This window comes from Clostridium sp. (genome assembly GCF_032552055.1).
In the GTDB taxonomy this organism is placed as follows: Bacteria; Bacillota; Clostridia; order Clostridiales; family Clostridiaceae; genus Clostridium.
This window is the reverse complement of sequence record NZ_JAWGSV010000210.1, coordinates 1-5445: the sequence shown is the minus strand read 5'-3', so window position 1 is coordinate 5445 and position 5445 is coordinate 1. Positions and strand designations below refer to the sequence as shown.

The following is a 5445-nucleotide window of genomic DNA, read 5'->3' as shown; positions in this document are numbered from 1 at the left end:
GACAGAATATAAGGAGGTAAATTAAATGAGTGATAATAATTCTTCTAATAAAACTGTTATAAATAAAACAATTAATAAAGGAATTACCTTTGGATCATGCTTAGCAATAGTTATTTCTTATACAGCTTGGAAGTCAATCCCTTGGGCTATTTTTCATGGCCTATTAAGTTGGATATATGTTATTTACTATTGGATTGTTTATTAGAATAGCATATTAATATATCCATTATTCATTCAAAAACCCTTAATCATCCTTTAAATATTTACTTTTTAAGAATTTTGTGGTATTTATTGTAAGAGGTGATTTTTTTGAAATTATTAAAATTAATTTCGGTAGCCACTTTAAGTATATTTTTTATTGGCTGCAGTAAATACATTATTAAAGATAAACCTATAGAAAACGATACTTCAATAAATAAAATAACAAATGATAATAATGAAAATAAAGATACTCTTAAAAATATCATCGAAGATAAGGATAAATTTGAAATAAAAGATAACAGTTTAGATGTGTCTAATTTAGACTTAAGAAACAGCACAATGTTAAGTAAGTATATAGATGGAGTCTCCTTAATTAAAACTTTTTCTGATAACAACTCCCTACTCTTAAAATACATAGAACCACTTAAGGATAAAATAGGAAGATATGAGCACAGTCAAGATATTGTACTATTGGAGGCTTTAAAGGCATCAGGGGCTGAAACTACTCAATACTATACAGAAGAAAATGGACTAAATGTCGATTTAAGCATAAATACTCCTGGAAAAGAAGTTATAACTTATTCTGACATATTATACAAGGCTTCAATTGAAAATATAGATAGTACTTTTGATTTTAAGAGTTCTAAACTTAACGAATTTAGAACTACTTTTGTAGATGTTAATGATTTAGACTATGAAAAAGTAAATAGATATATCAAAGATATGTTGTCAAAAAATATAGAAGACAACATGGTTTTCTTTAATAAAATTGATGATAATAGCTATGAAGTTATAACTGTAAAAGATGGTAACTGCTATTATAAACTTGTATACGATCCTAAATTTTAATTATTAAAATTAAAAAAGCTTCCAAGTTAACTTATTACGTTTTTTCTTACATAATATATTTAACTGGAAGCTTATTATTTATAAAACTATAATTATTTTAGTTCCTACCCCTACTTTACTTTCAATATTAATACTACCATTATGGTATATAATAATCTCTTTAGCTATTGCCATACCCAGCCCTGATCCTTTGTAAGAAGAGTTAGAGTTTACACCCTTATAATATCTATCAAATATATAAATTTTATCCTCTTCCTTTATACCTTCACCATTATCTTCTATTATGATTTCTATATTACTGCTTTTTTCTATTAAAGTTATATTTACTATAGTCTCCTTAGAATTATGTTCTAAAGAATTTATTATTATATTATTGATTGCTCTTTTTAAATACTTTTTATCACATGGAGCTATTACTTTTTCATTTTCATAATTGAAATTTATTTCTCTATCTGTATATTTACTATTATTTAATAAGTCTATTATATTTTCTTGTAATAATATAATAATGTTTTCATCCTTTAAATTAATAGGTATAACTTTATTCTTTAATTTATAAACTAAGGATAAGTCATTTACTAATTCCTGAATATAATTGCTATTATCTAAAATACGACTACTATATTTTTTAGCTTCCTCAATGTCTACTACGTAATCATTTCCTTGAATAAGCTCAGCATAACCTTTAATAGAACTTAAAGGGGTCTTTAAATCATGTGTGATATTAGCTATCCATTCTTCTTTTACTTTATCTACTTCATTACGTTTTATTTCATTTTCCTTCAATACATTAGATAAGTCATTTATATTTTTACTTACTTCTTCAAAAACGCCATTTTTAATTGGCTTATTTTTATATAGCCCATTTTTTAAATCATTAATATCATCCACTACTGAAACCATTGGCTTAACTAGATATTTACTTAAAATATAAGCTACAATAGTCATTAATATTAAAGCAAAAACTATAATACTTAAATGATATAACATACTTTCATCAGTAAATGTCATCTTATATCTATAAACTTTATCTATAGGAAAACCTACTAAAAGCATATATTCTTCACCTTCATTAACTACTTTATTAGTAGTAATAGTTGTAGGAGCACTACTGCCCCAGGGATCTGTTATAAAATCTACTAATTCATAAGTACTATAACTTATAGGTATTTTATCAGGTTTATTAGCCTGATAGACTTCTTTATTTTCTTTATTTAAAACCTGTATCCAAATATTATTATCTATTAATTTATCAATATTTTCATCACTTAATCTTAAATCATTATCTTCTTCTAAATCTTTTACATATTCTAGTGCAAAATCCCTAGTACTAAAAGATAAGTTAAATACATCCTCACCAAAGGAGAAATTCCCCTTATATATCACTATGTTTAAAATAGTATAAACAATCATAGTAATATAAAAAACCATAATCATTGATAAAACATACCTTAATGTCAATTTTAATTTCATATTAATCAACTAGCTTATAGCCAATCCCCTTTAAAGTTTTTATATGCTTTGGTTCACTTGGATTATCCTCTAGCTTTTCTCTTAAATGTCTTATATGAACCATTATTGTATTGTCATAACCATCATACTCATATCCCCATATATTTTCACAAAGTGATGTTTTACTAAATACCTTATTCTTATTTTTCACTAAAAATAAAACTAATGAATATTCCTTTGCTGTTAGTGATAAATTCACCCCATTTTTAATGACTTCACCTGTATCTTCATTTATATAAATATTCCCAACACTATATATATTTCTTTTAGGATTAGTATTTATCATCCCTCTTTTAAGCTGGGATTTAACCCTAAGAACAACTTCCTTAATATTGAAAGGTTTAGTAACATAGTCATCTCCACCAGATTCTAATCCCTTAATCTTCTCTTCATCCTCAGATTTTGCTGTTAAAAAAATTATTGGGCATAAAGAAAACTTTCTAATTCTATCACATACCTTATATCCATCTATATCTGGCATGTTAACATCTAAGATTATAATATCCGGATTATTTTCTTTAGCACTTAAAATACCATCTATTCCATTATCAGCTTCATAAATATTATTAAAGCCCTCTTTTTCAAAAACTTCTTTTAATAAAACTAAAAGTTCTCTTTCGTCATCTATAAGTAATATTTTTTTATCTAATATTTCATTATTAGCCATTGTTATAATCCCTCCAAACTCTTAGTTATATTTTAACATAATCATATTTTATATAATATCTGATTTAGTAAAATCAATGAAATCAATAGCAAACATTATTAATGATAAAATGATAGAAACTACTAAAACAATATATCTTTCTTTATAAGTTATAGCTCCTCCAGAAATCATCATAGAATATGTCCATGGTGCATAAATCCAAAATTTACTTTGAGCTATAAAAATATTAGTTATAAGCATTATAACTCCTGTAGTTATTACTGGTATTATACTTATAAACCTTCTTCCTATTATAAAAAGTAAAGTTATTATTGGTAGTGTTGTTGTAATAATCTGCAGCAGATATTTCATTGAGTCTAACATAAAATTAAAATTATTTCCTAAAATAAATAATGAAATATTTAATGAAACTATATAAGATAAAGTAGAAATAATTAATAATGATAACATAACCTTATATTTAGATAGATAAATACTAGTTTTCTTAATAGGAAATAACATTAATCCTCTCCAACCATTATTATCATTCTCTACTTTAGTTACCATGCAAGCAACATATATGATATAAAGCGGTAAAAATAAAGTTATAAAGGCTATTGAAGAAAACATATATAATCCTTCACTAAGGCCTAACTCAGCAATCTTCTCCATTCCTGATACCTTGCTAAATGTAAAAATAACTATTATTATCGGGAAGATTAAGCCTAAACTTAATAAGGAACTTCTTTTTAATTTTAATAATTCTACTTTAAACAACTCCATATATATCACTCCTTAATAAATTTCTTTATTATTAAAATATCTTGTTATTGATTTAGGTACTATAAATAAGATTAACACTGAAATAATAAATAGTGTTAAAAGCTCATTTTTTCCTTGAGTTATTGAAAATAATGAGAATCCATATGGATTAAAATATTTAATAAAATAATCATTATGATAAATATTGGTAGATACAATACTTAATACTGCAGCAATTCCAATCGATACTAATAAATTTTTATTTTTTATATTCAAAAATAAATGTATTAACATTATCACTAAGGAGGATATTAATTGAACAAAAAACATAATAGTAAAAAACTTATATGGGATAGGTTCCTTAAACTTAAATATCACTCCAACTACTATCAATGAAATAACATTTAATATTAGCATCACTACTGAATAAAAGCTTGCAACAATATATTTTGAAAGTAAAACATCCCTTCTTTTTATAGGCTTAGTTAATAAGAATGTCCATGAATTATTTCTATATTCACTTTCAAATAAAGTACTTAATATTAATGCTGAAAACATAGGCATATAATCATTAAAATATAGAATTCGTTGTTCTTTAATTAATACTTGCCAAGAAGTTAATCCCTTTTCAATAGATTGAGGTAATAGCCAACTTTCATACCTTATAAGGAAATCTACACATAAAAGAATAGCTACTCCAATAGGTACTGCTAAAACAAATAAAATAACTAAGTTTCTTTTTCCTTTAGTAAACTCATTTTTTATTAAATTCATTAACATAACTCTTCCTCCTTAGTTAATCCTAAGAATATCTCCTCTAAAGAACTTTTTTCTTGAGATAAGTAATTTAAATCATAACCAGCCATAACTAGTTCCTTGCAAATTTTTGAGGCAGTCAAATTACTCCCTTTAACTTTTAGCTTTTCTCCTTCTTCTAATGCTTTATATCCTCTTGCAGACAGTAATTTAATTACTTCTTCTTTAACTTTATAATTTTCTAAACCTATGATTACTTCATTACTTGAATTTTTCTTTAGATTTTCTAAAGACCCTTGATATAATAATTTGCCTTTATTTATAACTGCCACTTCAGTAGCTATTAATTCTATTTCACTTAATATATGACTTGATATTATAATTGTTATATTCTTTTCTTTAACTAACTTTTTAATTAAATATCTGATTTCTATTATTCCTGCTGGATCTAATCCATTAGTAGGCTCATCTAATATCAAAAGTTTTGGATCTCCCATAAGGGCCTCTGCAATTCCTAATCTTTGCTTCATTCCTAATGAAAATTCTTTAACCTTTTTATCTCTTACATTCCAAAGACCTACTAATCTTAATTTATCTTCTATTTCTTCTCTATTCAAATTAAGAACTCGTCTTAATATCTCTAGATTTTCATAAGCAGTTAAATGCCCATAGTATGATGGACTCTCAACTAAAGCTCCTATATCACTTAATATTTCTTC

At 25.1% G+C, this 5445-nt stretch carries 7 protein-coding genes; 2 read left to right on the top strand and 5 right to left on the bottom strand.

Annotated features, from left to right (window positions below; all coding sequences use genetic code 11):
• The first annotated feature begins 25 nt into the window (after positions 1-25).
• Together E6248_RS12445 and E6248_RS12440 are read left to right on the top strand one after the other, a co-directional pair.
• Positions 26-205 carry a hypothetical protein gene (locus E6248_RS12445; protein ID WP_316341119.1) on the top strand — a complete coding sequence of 60 codons (180 nt, stop codon included), beginning with the start codon at positions 26-28 and terminating at the stop codon, positions 203-205.
• A 104-nt stretch (positions 206-309) separates the two neighbouring features.
• Positions 310-1050 (top strand): hypothetical protein, encoded by a 741-nt coding sequence (locus E6248_RS12440; RefSeq protein ID WP_316341118.1) that lies wholly within the window; start codon positions 310-312, stop codon positions 1048-1050.
• Positions 1051-1128: 78 nt separating this feature from the next.
• Here E6248_RS12440 and E6248_RS12435 read toward each other — a convergent pair whose 3' ends face one another.
• The 5 genes from E6248_RS12435 to E6248_RS12415 form a co-directional block, all read right to left on the bottom strand.
• On the bottom strand, positions 1129-2523 hold the full coding sequence (locus E6248_RS12435) for a HAMP domain-containing sensor histidine kinase (protein WP_316341117.1): 1395 nt from the start codon (positions 2521-2523) through the stop codon (positions 1129-1131).
• A gap of 1 nt (position 2524) precedes the next feature.
• Complete coding sequence (locus E6248_RS12430; protein WP_316341116.1) at positions 2525-3229, bottom strand: response regulator transcription factor; 705 nt, start codon at positions 3227-3229, stop codon at positions 2525-2527.
• A gap of 48 nt (positions 3230-3277) precedes the next feature.
• Positions 3278-3991, bottom strand: coding sequence for an ABC transporter permease (locus tag E6248_RS12425; RefSeq protein ID WP_316341115.1), 714 nt, complete (start codon positions 3989-3991; stop codon positions 3278-3280).
• A gap of 12 nt (positions 3992-4003) precedes the next feature.
• A complete protein-coding gene (locus E6248_RS12420) occupies positions 4004-4750 on the bottom strand; it encodes an ABC transporter permease (protein ID WP_316341114.1) in 747 nt (248 codons plus the stop codon).
• Positions 4744-5445: ATP-binding cassette domain-containing protein (locus E6248_RS12415; protein ID WP_316341113.1), on the bottom strand; the 702-nt coding region annotated here is incomplete at its 5' end. The genes E6248_RS12415 and E6248_RS12420, both read right to left, overlap by 7 nt.